Source organism: Kitasatospora sp. MAA4 (assembly GCF_029893355.1).
In the GTDB taxonomy this organism is placed as follows: Bacteria; Actinomycetota; Actinomycetes; order Streptomycetales; family Streptomycetaceae; genus Kitasatospora.
On the sequence record NZ_JARZAI010000016.1, the window covers coordinates 143,995 to 161,685 of the forward strand.

Sequence of the window (17,691 nt, forward strand, 5' to 3'; positions counted from 1 at the left end):
GTTGACTGGCCGGTAGCGTGCCGCGGGTCACAGCAGTTCGGCGGAGTCCCGGCGTTCGTCGAGTTCCTTGAGCAGGCTGTGCAGTTCGGAGCGGATGACGGACAGCTCGCCGGAGATGAAGGCCCTGGTGGCGACCTCGCCCAGCCCGTTGCGCAGCGCCGCGACCTCGCGGGTCAGGTACTCGGTGTCGGCGATGTTGCGATCGCTGCGGGCCCGGTCCTGCTCCATGTTGACGCGGTCCCGGTCGTCCTGGCGGTTCTGCGCGAGCAGGATCAGCGGCGCGGCGTAGGAAGCCTGCAGCGACAGGACCAGGGTGAGGAAGATGAACGGGTACTCGTCGAAGCGGACCTTGGGCGGCAGCAGGGTGTTCCAGCCGATCCAGACGACCACCACCACCGTCATCCAGACGATGAACCGCCCGGTGCCCAGGAAGCGGGCGATCCGCTCGGAGAGCCGGCCGAACGCCTCCGGGTCGTAGGTGGGCAGCGAGAAGAGGCCGGGCCGGGAGGTGCGCGGCTGGTCGAGCCGGGAGCGGACCACCGCGCCGTGCGCCGTCTCGACCCGCACCGTCCGGTTGCCCTCCCGGACCCGCAGCTCGCGCAGCTGCCGCAGCTGGCGCAACTCCCCCTGGAGCCGCTGGCGTTGACGCGGAGCCTCGTCGCGCCCGTCGCGTCGCCCCTTGCGCTCACCGTCCATGGGTCGCCTCGCTCTCAAAGACCTCGTCGTGCGGGGTGCCGTGCGGCTCGCCGTCGTGCAGTGACGCCTCGCGCCAGTCCTCCGGCAGCAGGTGGTCGAGGACGTCGTCGACGGTGACGGCGCCCAGCAGGTGGTCGGCCTCGTCCACCACCGGGGCGGCCACCATGTTGTAGGTGGCCAGGTAACTGGTGATCAGCGAGAGCGGGGTGTCCGGCGGCAGCGGGTCGAGGTCGCCGTCGACGATCGAGCCGACCAGGGTGTACGGGGGCTCGCGCAGCAGCCGCTGGAAGTGGATGGTGCCCAGGTACTTGCCGGTCGGCGTCTCGTTCGGCGGGCGGCAGACGTAGACCTGGGCGGCCAGGGCCGGCTTGTGGTCGGAGACCCGGACCCGGGCCAGCGCCTCGGCGACCGTGGCGTTCGGCTCCAGGACGATCGGCTCGGTGGTCATCAGACCGCCGGCGGTGTCCTCCTGGTAGGCGAGCAGCCGGCGCACGGGGGCGGCCTCCTCCGGCTCCATCAGCTGGAGGAGGCGCTCGGCCTCCTCGCCGGGCAGCTCGGAGAGCAGGTCGGCGGCGTCGTCCGGGTCCATCGCCTCCAGGACGTCGGCCGCGCGCTCGTCCTTCAGCTTGCCGATGATCTCGACCTGGTCGTCCTCGGGCAGCTCCTCCAGGACGTCGGCCAGTCGCTCGTCGTCCAGCGCGGCCGCCACCTCGGCGCGGCGCTTGGCGGACAGGTGGTGCATCACGTTGGCCAGGTCGGCGGGGCGCAGCTGGTCGAAGGTGGCCAGCAGGTTGGCGGCGCCCTGGCCCTCCTCGGCCAGCGAGAAGCCGGTCACCGCGGACCAGTCGAGGGTGACCGCCTCGCCCTTGCTCTTGCGCAGCCTGGTCGGCTTGCCGCGCTGCACGAAGACCTTGCTGATCTCCCACTCGCGCAGTCTGCTCTGCACCATGGCGACGTCCAGCACGGTGACCTCGGAGTCGGTGCCGGTCTCGGTCACCCTGCGGTCCAGCAGTTCGGCCAGGACCAGGGTCTCGGCGGCGCGTTGCTCGAAGCGGCGCATGTTGATCACACCGGTGGTGAGCACCTGGCCGGACTCCAGGCTGGTCACCCGGGTCATCGGCAGGAAGATCCGACGCCGGCCGACCACCTCGACGACCAGTCCGAGCACGCGGGGCGGCCGGCCGCCGATCCGCAGTGAGACGACAACGTCGCGCACCCGGCCGACCTGGTCCCCGTTCGGGTCGAAGACGGCGATGCCTGCGAGGTGGGAGATAAAGACCCGGGTACCTGCCCCTGCCATGGACTTCCTTCCTCCGTCGTCGCGCACAGGCTATCGAAGTACGCGGTGCCGACGTGCCGCTGCGCAGTGACCGGGGAGCTGCCCGCCCGTCGGCCGCGCCCCGTACGCTGTGCGCCATGGACGGTATGACCGCAACTGCTGACGACTTCTTCGACCGGGCACTGGTCGAGGAGTCCGCCAAGAAGTCCGGCCTGCTCTGGGTCCAGGCCCCGGGCACGGACCAGAGCCGACCTGTCTGGCATGCCTGGCACGACGGGGCGGTGGTGGTCGTCGGCGACGGCGGCGAGCAGCCGCTGCACGGGCTGAGCGAGGGCACGGTGGCGGCGGTGACCGTGCGCAGCAAGGACAAGTGGGGCCGCCTGCTGGGCTGGCAGGCCAAGGTGTCCGCGCTGGAGCCTCGCTCGGAGGCCTGGGAGGGCGCCGTCGAGGAGCTCAAGGGCAAGCGGTTGAACGCCCCCGACACCGACACCATCGCGGACCGCTGGGCCGCCGAGTGCCGGGTGCTGCGGCTGGAGCCGGTAGGCGCGCCGACCGAGCAGCCGGGGTCGATGCCGGACGTCTCGCATGCGGCCGCGCCGATGGCGAGCCCGGCCACCACCCGCCTGCCGATCCCGGCAGGGTTGCCGAAGCTGGTCCTGGGCCGACTGCGCCGCAAGGGCTGATCCGGTCGGTCCGAGCCGCACGGGCTGTGCCCGCGCGGCCGTTCCGCCATGCGGGCGACAGTGCCGACCAGCTGCCATGGGCCTTACCGTGGTAGCCGTCTGCCCTGTCCAGCCCAGCCCCGAGGAGCGCCGTGCCCGACACCGTCGTGCCCGCCAGCGCCAGCGTTACCACCAGCGCCGCCGTCACCGAGCCGAAGGCCCCGCAGCTCCCGAAGGCCGACCTGGTGCTGCTCGCGGTCTCCATCGCGGGCATCTCGCTCTCCGCTCCGCTGATCACCGCCACCGCCGCCCCGGCGCTGGCCATCGCCTTCTGGCGCAACGTCATGTCGGTCGGCGTGCTCGGCCCGTACGCGCTGCTGCGGCACCGCGACGAGCTGCGCACGATCGGCCGCCGGGCGCTGCTGCTGGCGATCGGCGCGGGCGCGCTGCTGGCCGTGCACTTCGCGCTGTGGATGCCGAGCCTGCGGATGACCTCGGTGGCCTCGGCGACCGCGCTGGTCACCACCACGCCGCTGTGGACCATCCTGCTGATGCGGCTGTTCGGCCGCCGGGCGCCACGGCTGGTCTGGATCGGCACCTGTGTGGCCTTCGCCGGCGTGCTGGTGCTGACCGGCGTCGACCTGACGCTCGCGCCGAGGGCCCTGGCCGGCGACGCGCTGGCGCTCGGCGCCGGGTTGGCCGCCGCCGGGTACATGCTGCTCGGCGCGGAGGTCCGCAGGACCGTCAGCACCACCGCCTACACCGTGGTCTGCTACACCACCACGGCCGTCGTCCTGCTGGTGATCTGCCTGGCCACCGGGACCACCATGTCCGGTTGGTCCGCGGGGGTGTGGGGGCAGATCGCGCTGCTGATGGTGGCCGCCCAGCTGCTCGGCCACTCGCTGAGCAACCGGGTGGTGCGCACCCTGGGCCCGTCCGTCACCTCGACGGCGATCCTGCTGGAGACGCCGGGCGCCGCGCTGATCGCCGCCGTCTGGCTGGGCCAGCTGCCGTCGGTCTGGGCCTACCCGGCGCTGGTGCTGATCCTGGCCGGCCTGGTCCTGGTGGCCCGCGGCGGCCGCCGCTGAGGGCCCGGTACGCTCGCGGCATGGCGCACGACTTCCCGCTCTTCGGTGATCCCTCCTCGCAGCCGCACGGCCCCCAGGGCCCCACTCGCGCTGATGTGCTGAGCGCGGTCGAGGCCCGGCTGGTCAGCACCTTCGGCGAGCCCAGCGGCCGGGCCGCGGTCACCTTCCTCGGCGCCGAGCGGATCGAGGTGCTGCGGTTCGGACCGGACGGCCAGGACCTGGTCCGGTACGCGACGCTGGGCATGGCCGCCGCGCCGATGGCCGACCCGACGTCCGCCGTCGTCGACCCGGTGCGCGGCCCTCGCGTCGAGCTGCTGCTCACCGTGCGCGGCGGGCGCGACGACGTGCTCCGCACGCTGGCCACTTTTGCCGCGACTCCGCAGGTCGAGGGCCTGGTGGTGGCGCCGGGGACGTCGTTGGACCTGGGTGCGCCGCTGTGGGAGGGCGCGCCGTTCACCTCGGTGCTGGCCGCCGAACCCGGCGGGCTGGTCGAGGACCTGGAGCTGGATGCGCCGGCCGACCCGGTCCGCTTCCTGCCGCTGCTGCCGATGACCCCGAACGAGGCAGCGCACAAGCGCGTCCAGGGGGCGGGCGCGCTGGAGGAGCGCTGGTTGAAGAACCGGACGGACCTGCGCGACCCGCAGCGCCGCGGTGTCCCGCTGGACTGACCCCGGCTACTTGTAGTTGTGGATGAAGCCGTACACCCCGCTGGCCACCAGCTGCACGGCGATCGCCGAGAGCAGCAGGCCGGACAGCCGGGTGATCAACACCACGCCGCCCTCCTTGATGATCCGGATGATCACCAGCGAGAACCGCATGGTCAGCCACATCACCACGTGCATGACCACGATCGCCGTCCAGACCGCGAACTCCTGCGCTCCCGTGTCGGCCTTCTGCACGGCCAGGATGACCGCGACGATCGCGCCCGGCCCGGCCAGCAGCGGCGTGCCGAGCGGCACCAGGGCGACGTTGACGTCCTTGGTCTGGGTGGGCTCCTCGATCTTGCCGGTGAGCAGGTCCAGCGCGATCAGCAGCAGCAGGATGCCACCGGAGACCTGCAGGGCCGGGATGGAGACGTGCAGGTAGTCCAGGATCTGCTGGCCGAACAGGCCGAAGGTGGTGATCACGCCGAGTGCCACCGCCGCGGCCTGCCAGGCCATCCGGCGCTGCACCTTGTGGGCCCGGCCGGAGGTCAGTGCGAGGAAGATCGGGATGGTGCCCGGCGGATCCATGATCACGAACAGCGTGAGGAAGAGCGACCCGAACGTCGTCGCGTCGAAGAAGCCCATGCGTCGAATTGTCCGGTTACGACACCTCGGACGCACTCCGGAGCGCGCTGATCGGCCGCATGCCGGTGGCCTGCGCGAGCAGCTGCTCGTACACCGCCGGGTCGGTGGTGTACTCACCCAGGGCGACCGTCTTGCGCGAGCCGTGGTAGTCGCTGGAGCCGGTGGTGAACAGGCCCAACTCCGCTGCCAGACCGCGCAGGTGCTTCCTGGTCTCCTCGTCGTGGTCGATGTGGTCGACCTCCAGGCCGCCCAGGCCGGCCGCCGCCAGGTCGGCGATCACCTGGTCGGAGACGGTGTGGCCGCGCTTGGACGCCCCCGGGTGGGCGAAGACCGGCACCCCGCCGGCCGCCCGGACCAGCCGGACCGCCTCGGCCGGGTCGGTCTCGTGCTTGGGCACGTCGGCCCGGCCGCCGTTGGCCAGCCAGTCGGCGGTGAAGGCGTCCGAGACGGTGGCCACCACGCCGGCCTCCATCAGGGCGCTGGCGATGTGCGGTCGGCCCACCGAACCCCCGCCCGCGATCCGCTGCACCTGCTCCCAGCTGATCGGCGCGCCGAGCGCCCGGCAGCGCTCCACCACGGCCCGGCCGCGCCGGAACCGGTCGGTGCGCACCAGCTCGCGCTCGCCGGCGAAGGCCGGCTCGGCCGGGTCGAAGAGGTAGGCCAGCAGGTGCATGCTGATGCCCTCCACCCGGCAGGACAGTTCGGCGCCGGGCAGCAGGGTGAGCGAGGTGCCCTCGGGCAGCGCGCGGACGGCCGCCGCGGCCTCGGCGTGGCCGGAGACGGTGTCGTGGTCGGTCAGCGCGACGACGTCGAGCCCGGCCGCCACCGCGGCCGCCACCAGCTCGGCCGGGCTGTCGGTACCGTCGGAGGCGTTGCTGTGGGCGTGCAGGTCGATGCGCACGGTGCTGGGCTCCTGGGCTCCTGGGCGGGCGTCGGGCAGGAGCCCAGGATAGTCAGCCCAGCAGCCGCGGCGAGAGGGCGCCGCAGGGCAGCAGCTCCAGCTCGGCGCCGGCGTCCCGCAGGTCGGTGAGGACCAGCTCGTCGTACATCAGCAGTGCGGACTGCTCGGGCCAGGCGATCGCCCACAGCCACAGGCCCAACGCCTCGCCGACGAAGACCGCACGGTCGTCCGGGGCGCTGGCGACATGCCACATCGGGGTCGGCCGACCGGCGGCCAGCAGCTTGGTGTCGGCGGGCTTGTGCAGCGAGATCGACTCACCGGGGTCGGGCCCGGGCAGGCCCGCGTACCGCGCGCCAAGGCCGACGCCGAGTTCCTCGGCGACCAGGATCAGCTCTCCGAAGCCACCCAGCGGGGCCGGCCCGGAACAGGCTACCGCGGTGGCGCGGGCGCCCGAGACGTCATCGCCCACGTGGGCGATTCCGGTGTAGAGCCAGCTGACCGGCAGCGGCCAGGGCAGCCAGACCGGCACCTGGGAGCGCGCCACCGCGACCGTCAGCGCCTCGACACTCGGCGGCAGTACCGGCTGCATCGGGTGGACGGCGCCATGCCGATCGCATTGCCAGGTGTCGGAGAAGAGACCGGGGGCACGCACCCGACCGGCGCACCTCGGACAACTTGGCTCGCCCCTCATAGCCGACAACGCTCCTCCCTCTGGAGCGCCGCGTCAAGGACGATCACCCGTTCGGAGTGCGTCGGGTGCCGCCGGCAGAGCCGGGCGGCGGCGGTGGCCCCGGCTAGGGGATGTCCCGCTCAGGTCTGCGGCAAACGTCGGCGGGGGCGCGCCGGACATGCTGACGCCCCGTCGCCGAGAAGTCGGTGACAGGGCGTCAGTCGCCGTCGCGGGCGTCGCGGCGGCCGGGGTGCGCGGCCCGGCGGGCCGTCAGGCGATCGGACACGGGCGGATGTAGAGGCGCTCGCCGGTGCGGGCGGCGGCCTCCACGAGTGCGCGGACGGTCTCCGCGTCGGCGATCAGCGGGTCGGTGGCGGGGTCCTGGTGGTGGTCAAGTCGCTGGATCTCGAAACGCATGGGCGTCTCCCTTTCTGTCCTCAGGCGCTGCTGAGGCTGCGGGGTGCTGCTCGTCTGTACCGGTCCCGGTACGTCTGTCTGTGTCACGGTTCCCCCCCTGCGGCCGAGGCGCGGGGCCGCAGGGGCCCTCGATCACCAGCGTGGCGCCGGGCTGATTCCCTGCGGTTGCCCGCCCGTGAAGTCCAGGTTTCCGTTTTCGGCGCTCTCGGGGTTGAACCGCGCTCGTGGGGTCGTTCATTCCCGGTCTGAATCAAATATTACCCGAGCTAACGATTTTTTGCCGGTGCGTGTCCACATGATGGCCAGGCGTTGTCCAGGTGCCGTCGGGGTCGAGCGGGTCAGCCGAGCGCCACCGAGGACCAGAACTCCGTGAGGGCGGCAGCCGTCGCGGCGGGCTCCTCGGCGTTGGGGGAGTGCCCGGCGCCGTCCACCGCCAGGTAGCGGGCGCCCAGCCGCTGGGCAGTGGCGGCCTGTTCCTCGACCGGCCAGGCGTAGTCCCGCACGCCGGAGACGGCGAGGATCGGCAGGCTGGCCGCGGCCAGCTGCTCGGTCCGGTCGGGCTCACCGAGCAGCCGCTCGCCCATCGCGATCAGCGCCACGGGGACGTTGGCCAGCCAGCGCCGGTGCAGGAAGTCGGCGATCTCGGGTGCCAGCGCCTCGGCCGGGTCCTCGCTCTCGGCCGCCATGGCCTGCATGACCTCCCAGATGGACTGCAGGTCCATCGAGCCCAGGGCGTCCATCAGCAGCTTCGTCTTGGCGGCCTCGGCGGGATCGATCGGGCCGGGCCCGCTGGAGAGCAGCGTGAGCGAGGCCCAGGGCAGCACGGGCCCGGCGGCCAGCACCGCCTCACGGGCCACCAAACCCCCGAACGAGTGCCCCAGCAGGTGGACGGGGGTGCCGTCGCCGCCCAGCGTCCGGGTGAGTTCCAGGACGTCCCGGCCGAGCTCGGGCAGCGCGTACGCGGCGGGGTCCGCCGGGCCGCCGCTCTCGTACTGGCCGCGCTGGTCCACCGCGACCACCCGGTACCCGGCGGCGGCCAGCGGCTCCAGCAGGGCGACGAAGTCCTCCTTGCTGCCGGTGAACCCGGGCACCAGCAGCGCGGTGCCGCGGGCCGGCCCGGCCGGCTCGGCGACCAGCGCGGCGAAGTCGCCGCGCGCGGTGTGCAGCCGCTCGGCGCGGGCACAGCCGGGGAGGGTCAGGAAGCGGGGCGTGCTCATCGGGGGAACTCCTCCGGGGGTGCTGGGACGTGATCGATTCCGAGCCTAGGGCGTGGCAGAGGTGAAACGCCCGAGGGCCGGCGCGACGCTGGTGCGTCGGACCGGCCCTCGGGCTGCTGGCTGGCTGATCGTCAGCCGACCGCGGGGGCCTCCTCGGCCGTGGCGGCCGGGCGGCGGGCGCGGGTGCGGCGGCGCGGGGCCTCGGCACCGTCGGCCTCGGCGGCGGGCGCCTCGGCGGGCGTCTCGACCGGGGCCTTGGCGGCGGTCTTCTTGGCGGCGGTCTTGCGGACCCGCGGCGCCTTGGCGACCGGCGCCTCCTCGACCACGGCCGGTGCCTCGGTCGGCGCCTCGGTGGCGACGGCGGCGGCAGCAGCCTTCTTGGTGGTGCGCTTGGCAGCGGCCTTGCGCGGAGCCTTGACCGGTGCCTCCTCGGCGGCCGGCTCGACTGCGACCGGTGCCTCGGCGGGCGTCTCGACCGGAGCCTTGGCGGCGGCCTTCTTGGTGGTGCGCTTGGCAGCCGTCTTGCGCGGCGCCTTGGCGACCGGCGCCTCCTCGACGGGTGCGACGACCTCGACCACCGGTGCGACCGGCGCGACGACCGGAGCCGGCGCGACGACCTCGACGGCCGGAGCCTCGGTCACCGGGACGTAGGCGGCCGTGATGTCCGGGATCTTCCGGGGCGCGCGCTGGACGGGCTTGCGCTGCGTGGTCACCGGGCCGTCCGAGACCGGCTTCGTCGCCTGGGCCGGCACGACGGCGACCGTCGGCAGCTCGGCGGCGACCGGTGCGGCAGCCTGGGCCACCGCCGGAGCGGCGCTCTCGACCGGGCTCGCCACGACCGCGGCGCCTTCGCCACCCGCACCGCCGCTGCGCGGCCGACGACGGCGACGGCGCGGTGCGCCCTCGCCCTCGCCGCTCGGTGCGGCGTCGGCCGGTGCGCCGGTGGGCGCGACCGTCTGGGCGACCGCCGGAGCGTCCGCCCCGGCCGAGCCCCCGCGGGTGCGGCGACGCGCCCGCGGCTCGCGCGGCGCACGCTCCTCCGCGACCGCCTCGACGGCCTCGCCGGCCGGAGCGCCGCGCCGGCCGGCGGGACGCTCGGCCCCGGCCCGTCCGCCGCGCGCACGGTCTGCGCCGCGCTCGCCGCCCCGCTCGGCACCCCGGCCGCCGGAGCGCGAACCGCGTCCGCCGGTCTCGCCGAGGTCCTCGACCGCCTCGGCGCCCAGGCCGGCCCGGGTGCGCTCGGAGCGCGGCAGCACGCCGGTCGTCCCGGGCGCGATGTTCAGCAGCTCGTACAGGTGCGCGGAGGTCGAGTAGGTCTCCTCCGGCTCGCCGAAGCCGAGCTCCAGCGCCTTGTTGATCAGCGCCCAGCGCGGGATGTCGTCCCAGTCCACCAGCGTCACGGCGGTGCCGGACGCGCCGGCCCGGCCGGTGCGGCCGATCCGGTGGAGGTAGGTCTTCTCGTCCTCGGGGCACTGGTAGTTCATGACGTGCGTGACGCCCTCGACGTCGATGCCGCGGGCCGCGACGTCGGTGCAGACCAGCACGTCGACCTTGCCGGCGCGGAACGCCCGCAGCGCCTGCTCGCGGGCGCCCTGGCCGAGGTCGCCGTGCACCGCGCCGGCCGCGAAGCCGCGCTGGGTGAGCTGGTCGGCGACGTCGGCGGCGGTGCGCTTGGTGCGGCAGAAGATCATCGCCAGGCCGCGGCCCTCGGACTGCAGGATCCGCGAGACCATCTCGACCTTGTCGAGCGAGTGCGCGCGGAAGATGTGCTGCTTGACCGAGGCGACGGTGTGGCCGGTGTCGTCCGGTGCGGCGGCCCGGATGTGGGTCGGCTGGCTCATGTAGCGGCGGGCGAGGCTGATCACCTGGCCCGGCATGGTGGCCGAGAAGAGCAGGGTCTGCCGCTTGGCGGGCAGCATGGTGAGGATCTTCTCGACGTCGGGCAGGAAGCCAAGGTCGAGCATCTCGTCGGCCTCGTCGAGCACCAGGGCCTTGACCCGCGACAGGTCGAGCTTCTTCTGCCCGGCCAGGTCGAGCAGGCGGCCGGGGGTGCCGACGACGATGTCGACGCCCTTCTTCAGCGCCTCGACCTGCGGCTCGTAGGCCCGGCCGCCGTAGATGGCCAGTACCCGTACGTCGCGGACCTTGCCGGCGGTCTGCAGGTCGTTGGTGACCTGGGTGCAGAGCTCGCGGGTGGGGACGACGATCAGGGCCTGCGGGCTCTCGCAGAGCTGCGCCTCGGTGGCCCGGCCGGCGTCGATGTCGGCGCGCACGACGACCCGCTCGATCAGCGGGAGGCCGAAGCCGAGGGTCTTGCCGGTGCCGGTCTTCGCCTGGCCGATGACGTCGTGCCCGGTCATCGCGACCGGGAGGGTCATCTCCTGGATCGGGAACGGGTGGATGATGCCGACCGCTTCCAGCGCCTCGGCGGTCTCCGGGAGGATCCCGAGTTCGCGGAAGGTGGTCTTCGTCGGTTCAGTCGTGGTGGACAGGGTGCTGCCTCTTCCATGTGGGCGGGCCGAGAGCGAGAGGACGGGCGGGCAGCCTCGCGGCCGCGCCCGGGCCGGATCGGCCCTGTCGACAGCTGCGTGGTCGTGCACGACCGCGCCGGTCCCTGCGGCGTCCGGGAGGGCCGGCCCGGATGGGCGGCGTCGTCCCGTGGCGTGGGGGAGATGTCCCGTGAGGGGTTCGGCGCGGGACCGGCGCCGTGCGGCGCGGTCCGCGGCGGCCCTCGCTCGGCCACTGATGCGGTGCCTGGCTTGAGGTCCAAGCCAAGGTCGGAGCCGATCGGGTCTCCGACCGGGCATCCGCGTACTGAGCGCCTGTGTTTCGCGCCGGAATCGTCCGGACGAACCGAACCCGCGCGGTCTGCGAACCGTGCGGGCACTACGGGCCTCTGTACCACTGTACAGTCAGCCGACCACTCGAACACGTGACGCGTGTGACTCCGTCCCCGGGCCCGCTGCGGCTCGGGTCCGCCGGGCTGCGGCGACGCGGTCTAGAGTGACGGTCCATGGAGACTCATGGCGACGCCGGCGAGGTCGAAGCGATCGGCTCGATCGGCGACTGGACGACCTGCTCGGCCGACCCGGACTACCGGGCCGCGGTGCTGGACCTGCTCGGAGCCCTCGCGTACGGCGAGCTCAGCGCGTTCGAGCGGCTCGCCGACGACGCCAAGTTCGCGCCGGGCCTGGCCGACAAGGCCGCGCTGGCCCGGATGGCCTCCGCCGAGTTCCAGCACTACCAGCTGCTGCACGACCGGCTGGCCGAGATCGGCGCCGACCCGACCGAGTCGATGACCCCGTTCGTCGAGCCGCTGGAGTTCTTCCACCGGATGACCGCGCCGTCCGACTGGCTGGAGGGCCTGGTCAAGGCGTACGTCGGTGACTCGATCGCCACGGACTTCTACCGCGAGGTGGCGGTCCGGCTCGACGACGACACCCGGGACCTGGTGCTGCGTGTGATGAGCGACACCGGCCACGCGCAGTTCGCGGTGGACAAGGTGCGCCAGGCGATCGAGGAGAACCCGCGGGTGGGCGGGCGGCTCGCGCTCTGGGGGCGGCGTCTGATGGGCGAGGCGCTCAGCCAGGCCCAGCGGGTGGTCGCCGAGCGCGACGCGCTGTCCAACCTGCTGGTCGGCGGCGCCGAGGTGCGCGGCTTCGACCTGGTCGAGGTCGGCAAGATGTTCAACCGGATCACCGAGGCGCACACCCGGCGGATGGCCGCGCTCGGTCTGGCCTCCTGAGCGACCGGCGTCAGGCGGACCGGTGGCGGCGGCGATGGCTGCCGTGCCGGGCCGCGGCCAGGTCCGGCCGGGCCAGCACCGAGGTGATCAGCCCGGTGCACAGGATGGTCAGCCCCACGCAGACAGCCGGCGTCACGGTGTTCAGCGCGTACCGCGTGATCAGGCCGCTGAGCTGGGCGGACACCAGCGCCGTGCCGATGGTCAGGCCGCGCGCCATCGGGAAGTACTCGGGCAGCACCGTGAGCGCGCCGTAGCCGACGAGCAGGCCGATCAACGCGAAGACGATCGCTGCGACGGGCAAAGGCACGGCCGGCCTCCCGGGGTGGGTCCACGCGTGATCCGCTGTGGCAGCTGCATACCCGCAGGGCTGCGGCTCTACGCCTGGACACGGCGATGCCCACCGCTCCCGGGGGAGCGGTGGGCATTCGGACCGACCGGTCTCGGACGCCTGAGCGTCAGATGGTGCCGAAGCCGACCTTGCGCTGGCTCGGCTCGCCGATCTCCACGTACGCCAGGCGCTCGGCCGGGACGATGACGCGGCGGCCGTGCTCATCGGTCAGCGAGAAGAGCTTCGAGGTGCCCTCCAGCGCCTTGGCGACCGCGCTCTCGACCTCATCGGCAGTCTGCGGGCTCTCGAGAACGATCTCTCGAGGCGCGTTCTGCACGCCGATCTTGACCTCCACGGCTTCCGTCCCTCCGGGTTGCAGCTCTCCGTGTGCGGCATCCGGCCCACCTGGGAACAGGCGTTCGCGGCTACCGCACCGTACGGCTTCACCATAGAGCAACGACCCGTGTGCGCGGCGGATCAGTCGGTAGCCGGGGCCTGGTCCTGGTCGTTCTCCTGCCCCTGGGCCTGCTCGCCCGGGTGCATCGGGAAGCCCTTGAGGCCGCGCCAGGCCAGGCTGGCGACCAGCCGGACCGCCTCGTCGCGCGGGATGTCGCTGCCCTGCGACAGCCAGTAGCGGGCGGTGATCTGGGCCAGCCCGCAGACGCCCGCCGCGAGCAGCTTGGCCTCCGCCTCGGGCAGGTCGGTGTCCTCCGCGATCACCTTGCTGACCAGGGTGGCGCTCAGGTCGGCGGCCCGCTCCACGCGCTCCCGCACCGCGGGCTCGTTGGTCAGGTCGGACTCGAACACCAGCCGGAACGCGCCGGACTCGCCGGTGACGTACCGGAAGTAGGCCTCCATGGTGGCGGCCACGCGCTGCTTGTTGTCCACGGTCGCGTCCAGCGCGGCCCGGGTGGCCTCGACCAGTGCGTCGCAGTGCTTGTCCAGCAGTGCGAGGTACAGCTCCAGCTTTCCGGGGAAGTGCTGGTAGAGCACCGGCTTGCTGACCCCGGCCCGCTCGGCGATGTCGTCCATCGCCGCAGCGTGGTAGCCCTGGGCGACGAATACCTCCTGCGCGGCGCCGAGCAGCTGCTCACGGCGGGCGCTTCGCGGCAGACGGGCGCCGCGTGGGCGGTCCTGCGCCTCCTGGATGGCCGTCACGGCGCTCCTCACTTCACGGTCGGCTGCACGGGGGCCCCGACCGGGTCCGGTCGGCGTCCCGCGGGCGGGACCGTGCATGGCTGGCAAGGGGACTGATTCTACTTTCGGGTAACCCCGTCTGCGCCCGGCTGAGCCGAGAAAAACCGCAGCTCTCGGGTTGTCGGGTGCCCACAATACGGCGCGCGGCCCGTCCGGAGGCCAGAGTCTCATTACCATCTTCTCCCATGAGCACTGAGCAGCAGGAGACGGCCGGGTCGGGGCAGCGGGCCGAGACGGCCGAGGGGCCCGCTGCGCGGCCGGCCGGACGCTGGGACACCCGCACGGTCCAGGTCCCGGGAGCCGTCCTCGCGGTCACCGGTCCGACCGCCGACGGGTCCGCCGGGCTGCCCGAGGCGCTCTTCGTGCACGGGCTCGGCGGCTCCTCGGACAACTGGGCCGAGCTGATGGAGGAGCTGGCCGGCGAGGTCCGCGGGGAGGCCCTCGACCTGCCCGGTTTCGGCTGGTCGGCGCCGCCGGTGGACGGCAACCTCTCGGTGTCCGGGCACGTCAGGGCCGTGATCGGCTACCTGGAGTCGAGCGGTCGCGGGCCGGTGCACCTGTTCGGCAACTCCCTCGGCGGCGCCGTCGCCGTCCGGCTCGCCGCGCTCCGCCCCGACCTGGTGCGCAGCCTCACGCTGATCTCCCCGGCGCTGCCCGAGCTGCCGCCGCAGCGCACCGCGCTGCCCACCGGACTGCTGGCGGTGCCCGGCGCGACCCGGCTGATCCAGCGCATCCCGTCCGGCGGGCGCAGCGTCGAACAGGCCACCGACGGACTGCTCGACCTGGTCTACGGAAACGCCCGGGCGGTCTCCGCCGCGCGCCGCGAGCAGGCGGTCGCCGAGTACCGGCGGCGGATGGCGCTGCCGTACGCGCTGCAGGTGCTGGTCGGGTCGGCGCGCGGGATCGTCTCGGCGTACACCGAGCGCGGCGACCAGGCGCTCTGGTGCCAGGCGGCGCGGGTCGAGGTGCCGGTGCTGCTGGTCTACGGGCTGCGCGACAAGCTGGTGTCCTACCGCTCGGCGGCGCGGGCCTGCGCGGCCTTCCGGGACGCCCGGCTGCTGGTGCTGCCGGAGTCCGGGCACGTGGCGATGATGGAGCACCCGCAGCAGGTCGCGCGCTCGGTGCGGGAGTTCCTGCGCGAGCTGGAGGGGTCGGCGCGGGAGCCGCTCGCCGAGCAGTGACGCAACGGCGGGGGATTCCCGAGGTTACGGGGGTTCACTCGTTCAGGTGGCAGGCAGGCATGTGAGCGATGGCGGCGCGGATTCGGCCCTACCTTCGTGGTGTCGGACCGAACAGATGTGGGGGCGTGACCGCCGCGTGCCGGGGCGGGTGCCCAGGGGTGTGTGAGATGTGCGCGTTGGGCGGGGTCGTCCCGTCGAGGCCGGGTGATCACCCGGTGGTGCGGCCGGAGCGTGGACCGACAGGTCCGGGGGGTCGGCCGCACGGCGGGGCGCGGGGGCGCCCCGTGAACTCCGTGCGGGCTGCTCGACCGGCCTGACCGTGGCGCGATCCGCGCAGGTCGCGGTCGGTGCGGCGCCGCTTCTTCAGGTCAGCTCAGCTCTGCTCCGGTCCGGGACTCGTATCGGATTGTTCCGTTCACTCTGCTTCTGGAGGTCGTCGTGCGCATCGCTCTGCTCACCGAGGGCACTCAATCGTACGCGCAGCGTGCCGGCGGCTGGCCCGGTCGGCTGGCCGAGGGGCTGCCGGAGCACGAGTTCCAGCGCTACGCCCTGCTCTCCGGACCGCCGCCGGCGCAGGAGGAGCCGGGGGTGCGCACGCTGGCTCTGCGCGGCCCGCGGCCGGCCGGGCGCGGGCCCGGCGCGGTGCGCCGGCGGCAGTACGTCACGGCGTACGAGCAGCTGGTCCGCTCGCTGGTCGTGCCGCGCGACCGGGCCTCGTTCACGGTCGGGCTGTACCGGCTGGCCGAGCTGGCCCGGGAGGACGGCGCGCTGCCGGCCTTCCTGGCCTCCGGGGCCGCCCAGCGGGTGCTGGAGAAGGCCTGGCGCTCGCCCGGCGCCGACACCGCGGCCGGCCAACCCCTGGTCCGGGACGTCCTGGTGGCCGGCGATCTGCTGGAGCAGTGCCTGCGCCCGCTGTCGGCCGCCTGGTACGCCGCCGGCCCCGGCGGGCTCGGCGACGTCGACCTGTGCCACGTGCTGGGCGGCGGCCCGGCCGCGCTGCCCGCGCTGCTGGCCAAGCGGCTGTACGGGGTGCCGTTCGTGCTCACCGAGCGCGGCCTGCACCTGCGCGAGCAGTATCTCGGCTACCGGCAGGCGCCCTACCGCTGGCCGGTGCGTGCCCTGCTCCTCGCGTTCTTCCGGCTCCTGACGGAGGAGACCTACCGGCAGGCCGCGGTGCTCACCCCGGGCAGCTCCTACGACCAGGAGTGGCAGCGCCGCTGCGGCGCCGCCCCGGAGCGGATCCGGGTGGTCTACGAGGGCACCGCCGCGGTGGACAGACCGCCGGCCGGGCCGGAGCCGGAGCACCCCACCCTGGTCTGGGCCGGGACGCTGGAGCCCGGGAGCGACCCGGAGTTGATGCTGCACGCGTTCGCGCGGGTGCGGGCCGAGCTGCCGCAGGCCCGCCTGCGGATGTACGGGGTCGAGGGTCCGCCCGGCTACCGCGACCACTGCCTGGCGGTCGCCAGGCGGTTGGGGCTGAGCACGGCGGTTCGGCCCGGGCAAGTCCCGCCGGCGGGCGGCGAGGATCCCGCGGTGCTGTTCGCCGGGCGTCCGGCCTCCCCGGCCGAGGCCTGGGCGAGCGGCACGCTGGTGGTCTTCTCGGCCCGGGCGCACCGCGGGCCCCGGCTGCCGGTCGACGCGATGCTCAGCGGCCGCGCGGTGCTGGCCACCGACGTCGGAGTGCTGCGCGAGGTGGTCGGGCCGGCCGGGCTGGTGCTCCCGCCCGGCGACCCGCAGGGCCTCGCGGTGGCCTGCCTGGCCCTGCTGGGGGACGAGGAGCGGCGCTCACGGCTCGGCCTGGCGGGCCGGCTGCGAGTGCAGGAACGATTCGCGGTGGAACCTGCGGTGACGGCGTTTCGGGAGATCTACCTGGAGGTGGTCTCGCGCTGGCCGGCCTTCCCGGCCGCCGTCCGGCGAGCGGGCGCCGTGCCGCGGCCCTTCGCCCGGCCCGCCGAGTTCTGGGTCGCGGGCCGGTCGGTCGCGAAAGCTGCGGCGGCCGCCGAGGGCGCGGAGGGACCGGAGGGCGCGGCGGAGGCCGCTGCCGAGCCGGGGGCGGACACCGAGTCGGGCGGCGACCGAGCGCCGGCCGAGGCCATGGCGCAGGCCCTCTGATGGCCGGGGATCCGGTGCGCGAGCTGATGGCCGCTCACCAGGCGGTCTGTGAGCAGGCGTGCCACCCGCTGGAGATCGCGGCGGCACTGGAGGAGGCCGGCATCGGTGCGGCCACCGCCGGCCGCTACCGGCACGGCGACGTCTTCTCGCTCGCCGAGGAGATGTTCGCCCGGGTGCCCCGCAGGCCGGGCGACGGCCCGCCGGCCACTGACCGCAGGCTCCCGGTGGGCCCGGCGGCCCCGCCCGCGTCGGCGGCCGCCCGCCTGAAACCCGCGCTGGCGCTGCTCGGGGTGCTGCTCCTGCCGCTGGCCGGCGCCGCACCGGCCGGGCCCGGCGGCTCCGCCGTCGCCCTGGTGCTGGCGGCGGGCGCCGCGAGCGGAGCGGCGCGCTACCCGGCGCGCTGGGTGCGGCACACCGGGCGGGTCCAGCTGCGGACCGCCGTGACGATCGCCGAGTTCCGGGCCAGGATGCGGCCGGTCCTGCCGGTCGCGCTCGGCCTCTACCTCGTGCTGCTCGCGGTGACGAGTTTCGCCGCGCTGGCCGTGCTCACCGCGGTGGCCCCGCGCCCGGGTCCGGCCGTCGCGGGCGGTCTGCTGCACGTCGTCCTCCAGCAGGCCGGGGTCGCGCAGTGGTGCGCGCAGGCCGCGCTCGGGCTGCTGCTCGGGCCGACCGCGGTGCTGCGCTGCTGCGGCCAGGGCGGCGCGGCGCTGGCCGGGCTGCTGGCAGCCGACGCGCTGTCGGCGGCTGGGGTGCTGCTGCGCGCGGGCGGTCTGCTGCCCGGCTGGGCGGTGGCGCCCGGCGCGGCGAGCGCGTACGCGGCCGGTGCCGTGGCCGCCGTGCTGCTGCCGTACGCCTGGATCGTCCTCGGCCGACCCGGCGGCTACCCATGAGGTCCGCCGAGCTGTGCCA

At 74.1% G+C, this 17,691-nt stretch carries 18 protein-coding genes; 7 read left to right on the plus strand and 11 right to left on the minus strand.

Annotated features, from left to right (window positions below):
• Nucleotides 1-27 precede the first annotated feature (27 nt).
• Nucleotides 28-696, minus strand: a complete 669-nt coding sequence (locus P3T37_RS22255; RefSeq protein WP_280725535.1) for a DUF1003 domain-containing protein — start codon at nt 694-696, stop codon at nt 28-30.
• Complete coding sequence (locus tag P3T37_RS22260) at nt 686-1,996, minus strand: CBS domain-containing protein (RefSeq protein ID WP_280725536.1); 1,311 nt, start codon at nt 1,994-1,996, stop codon at nt 686-688. The genes P3T37_RS22255 and P3T37_RS22260 overlap by 11 nt, the downstream gene beginning before the upstream one ends.
• Before the next feature lie 116 nt (nt 1,997-2,112).
• Between P3T37_RS22260 and P3T37_RS22265 the strand changes: the two genes are divergently transcribed.
• From P3T37_RS22265 to P3T37_RS22275, 3 genes are all read left to right on the plus strand, one after another.
• Nucleotides 2,113-2,658, plus strand: coding sequence for a hypothetical protein (locus P3T37_RS22265; RefSeq protein ID WP_280725537.1), 546 nt, complete (start codon nt 2,113-2,115; stop codon nt 2,656-2,658).
• 221 nt (nt 2,659-2,879) lie between these two features.
• Nucleotides 2,880-3,725, plus strand: coding sequence for a DMT family transporter (locus P3T37_RS22270; protein ID WP_280725584.1), 846 nt, complete (start codon nt 2,880-2,882; stop codon nt 3,723-3,725).
• 20 nt (nt 3,726-3,745) lie between these two features.
• Nucleotides 3,746-4,393, plus strand: a complete 648-nt coding sequence (locus P3T37_RS22275; protein WP_280725538.1) for a suppressor of fused domain protein — start codon at nt 3,746-3,748, stop codon at nt 4,391-4,393.
• 6 nt (nt 4,394-4,399) lie between these two features.
• Here P3T37_RS22275 and P3T37_RS22280 read toward each other — a convergent pair whose 3' ends face one another.
• The 6 genes from P3T37_RS22280 to P3T37_RS22305 all read right to left on the minus strand — a co-directional run bounded on the left by P3T37_RS22280 (nt 4,400) and on the right by P3T37_RS22305 (nt 10,597).
• Complete coding sequence (locus P3T37_RS22280; protein ID WP_280725539.1) at nt 4,400-5,014, minus strand: MarC family protein; 615 nt, start codon at nt 5,012-5,014, stop codon at nt 4,400-4,402.
• Nucleotides 5,015-5,030: 16 nt separating this feature from the next.
• Nucleotides 5,031-5,915 (minus strand): PHP domain-containing protein, encoded by an 885-nt coding sequence (locus P3T37_RS22285; protein ID WP_280725540.1) that lies wholly within the window; start codon nt 5,913-5,915, stop codon nt 5,031-5,033.
• Between the two features lie 52 nt (nt 5,916-5,967).
• The gene (locus P3T37_RS22290) at nt 5,968-6,606 is read right to left on the minus strand and encodes a DUF6758 family protein (protein ID WP_280725541.1); all 639 of its coding nucleotides are present in this window, start codon (nt 6,604-6,606) and stop codon (nt 5,968-5,970) included.
• 249 nt (nt 6,607-6,855) lie between these two features.
• Nucleotides 6,856-7,002 carry a hypothetical protein gene (locus P3T37_RS22295; RefSeq protein WP_280725542.1) on the minus strand — a complete coding sequence of 49 codons (147 nt, stop codon included), beginning with the start codon at nt 7,000-7,002 and terminating at the stop codon, nt 6,856-6,858.
• 338 nt (nt 7,003-7,340) lie between these two features.
• Entirely contained in the window at nt 7,341-8,219 is an 879-nt protein-coding gene (locus P3T37_RS22300; protein WP_280725543.1) for an alpha/beta fold hydrolase, read from the minus strand.
• A 131-nt stretch (nt 8,220-8,350) separates the two neighbouring features.
• Nucleotides 8,351-10,597 carry a DEAD/DEAH box helicase gene (locus P3T37_RS22305; RefSeq protein ID WP_280725585.1) on the minus strand — a complete coding sequence of 749 codons (2,247 nt, stop codon included), beginning with the start codon at nt 10,595-10,597 and terminating at the stop codon, nt 8,351-8,353.
• 635 nt (nt 10,598-11,232) lie between these two features.
• Between P3T37_RS22305 and P3T37_RS22310 the strand changes: the two genes are divergently transcribed.
• Entirely contained in the window at nt 11,233-11,964 is a 732-nt protein-coding gene (locus tag P3T37_RS22310; protein ID WP_280725544.1) for a ferritin-like fold-containing protein, read from the plus strand.
• Between the two features lie 10 nt (nt 11,965-11,974).
• Here P3T37_RS22310 and P3T37_RS22315 read toward each other — a convergent pair whose 3' ends face one another.
• The 3 genes from P3T37_RS22315 to P3T37_RS22325 form a co-directional block, all read right to left on the minus strand.
• Nucleotides 11,975-12,271, minus strand: coding sequence for a hypothetical protein (locus P3T37_RS22315; protein ID WP_280725545.1), 297 nt, complete (start codon nt 12,269-12,271; stop codon nt 11,975-11,977).
• A 148-nt stretch (nt 12,272-12,419) separates the two neighbouring features.
• Nucleotides 12,420-12,647, minus strand: coding sequence for a DUF3107 domain-containing protein (locus P3T37_RS22320; RefSeq protein WP_280725546.1), 228 nt, complete (start codon nt 12,645-12,647; stop codon nt 12,420-12,422).
• A gap of 122 nt (nt 12,648-12,769) precedes the next feature.
• Nucleotides 12,770-13,450: a TetR/AcrR family transcriptional regulator gene (locus tag P3T37_RS22325; protein WP_280725547.1), complete on the minus strand. Its 681-nt coding sequence runs from the start codon at nt 13,448-13,450 to the stop codon at nt 12,770-12,772.
• A 224-nt stretch (nt 13,451-13,674) separates the two neighbouring features.
• Between P3T37_RS22325 and P3T37_RS22330 the strand changes: the two genes are divergently transcribed.
• The 3 genes from P3T37_RS22330 to P3T37_RS22340 all read left to right on the plus strand — a co-directional run bounded on the left by P3T37_RS22330 (nt 13,675) and on the right by P3T37_RS22340 (nt 17,672).
• The gene (locus P3T37_RS22330) at nt 13,675-14,670 is read left to right on the plus strand and encodes an alpha/beta hydrolase (protein WP_280725548.1); all 996 of its coding nucleotides are present in this window, start codon (nt 13,675-13,677) and stop codon (nt 14,668-14,670) included.
• A 438-nt stretch (nt 14,671-15,108) separates the two neighbouring features.
• A complete protein-coding gene (locus P3T37_RS22335; protein WP_280725549.1) occupies nt 15,109-16,782 on the plus strand; it encodes a DUF3492 domain-containing protein in 1,674 nt (557 codons plus the stop codon).
• Nucleotides 16,782-17,672, plus strand: a complete 891-nt coding sequence (locus P3T37_RS22340; RefSeq protein WP_280725550.1) for a hypothetical protein — start codon at nt 16,782-16,784, stop codon at nt 17,670-17,672. The genes P3T37_RS22335 and P3T37_RS22340 overlap by 1 nt, the downstream gene beginning before the upstream one ends.
• Nucleotides 17,673-17,691: the final 19 nt, after the last annotated feature.

What these genes read in the sequence shown, in the direction of transcription:
- P3T37_RS22255 (WP_280725535.1), bottom strand. Translation starts at nt 696, where the DNA reads ATGGACGGTGAGCGCAAGGGGCGACGCGACGGGCGCGACGAGGCTCCG.
- P3T37_RS22260 (WP_280725536.1), bottom strand. Translation starts at nt 1,996, where the DNA reads ATGGCAGGGGCAGGTACCCGGGTCTTTATCTCCCACCTCGCAGGCATC.
- P3T37_RS22265 (WP_280725537.1), top strand. Translation starts at nt 2,113, where the DNA reads ATGGACGGTATGACCGCAACTGCTGACGACTTCTTCGACCGGGCACTG.
- P3T37_RS22275 (WP_280725538.1), top strand. Translation starts at nt 3,746, where the DNA reads ATGGCGCACGACTTCCCGCTCTTCGGTGATCCCTCCTCGCAGCCGCAC.
- P3T37_RS22280 (WP_280725539.1), bottom strand. Translation starts at nt 5,014, where the DNA reads ATGGGCTTCTTCGACGCGACGACGTTCGGGTCGCTCTTCCTCACGCTG.
- P3T37_RS22290 (WP_280725541.1), bottom strand. Translation starts at nt 6,606, where the DNA reads ATGAGGGGCGAGCCAAGTTGTCCGAGGTGCGCCGGTCGGGTGCGTGCC.
- P3T37_RS22295 (WP_280725542.1), bottom strand. Translation starts at nt 7,002, where the DNA reads ATGCGTTTCGAGATCCAGCGACTTGACCACCACCAGGACCCCGCCACC.
- P3T37_RS22300 (WP_280725543.1), bottom strand. Translation starts at nt 8,219, where the DNA reads ATGAGCACGCCCCGCTTCCTGACCCTCCCCGGCTGTGCCCGCGCCGAG.
- P3T37_RS22305 (WP_280725585.1), bottom strand. Translation starts at nt 10,597, where the DNA reads ATGACCCTCCCGGTCGCGATGACCGGGCACGACGTCATCGGCCAGGCG.
- P3T37_RS22310 (WP_280725544.1), top strand. Translation starts at nt 11,233, where the DNA reads ATGGAGACTCATGGCGACGCCGGCGAGGTCGAAGCGATCGGCTCGATC.
- P3T37_RS22330 (WP_280725548.1), top strand. Translation starts at nt 13,675, where the DNA reads ATGAGCACTGAGCAGCAGGAGACGGCCGGGTCGGGGCAGCGGGCCGAG.
- P3T37_RS22340 (WP_280725550.1), top strand. Translation starts at nt 16,782, where the DNA reads ATGGCCGGGGATCCGGTGCGCGAGCTGATGGCCGCTCACCAGGCGGTC.